Here is a 253-nt window from a genome sequence, read left to right on the forward strand (position 1 = left end):
AGTGCGACCCGGTTCCAGAGCAGCGACGAAGGAGTAGGGCCACCCTGGAATCATCTGGGCCGAGCCCCTGCCCCGACCGTACGTGTGGCAGAACAGCCGATCCGGGCTGGTATTCGCGTCCGGCCGCAGCCAGTTGCTGACGTCGACTGCCAGCACCAGCCGCCCCTCCGCCGTCCGCGGAAGCGGCAGTCCCACCAGCGCCCTGCGCAGCCGTGCCACATCCAGCCGTCCGCGGTTCAGCCCGCCGTACAAC

General features: G+C 70.0%; 1 protein-coding gene. It reads right to left on the reverse strand.

Annotated elements, in window-relative coordinates:
• Nucleotides 1–253 (reverse strand): transposase (locus tag IH68_RS0149260; RefSeq protein WP_030950417.1); only part of this gene is annotated, 253 nt, incomplete at both ends.

This window comes from Streptomyces sp. NRRL S-646 (assembly GCF_000720765.1).
GTDB lineage: Bacteria > Actinomycetota > Actinomycetes > Streptomycetales > Streptomycetaceae > Streptomyces.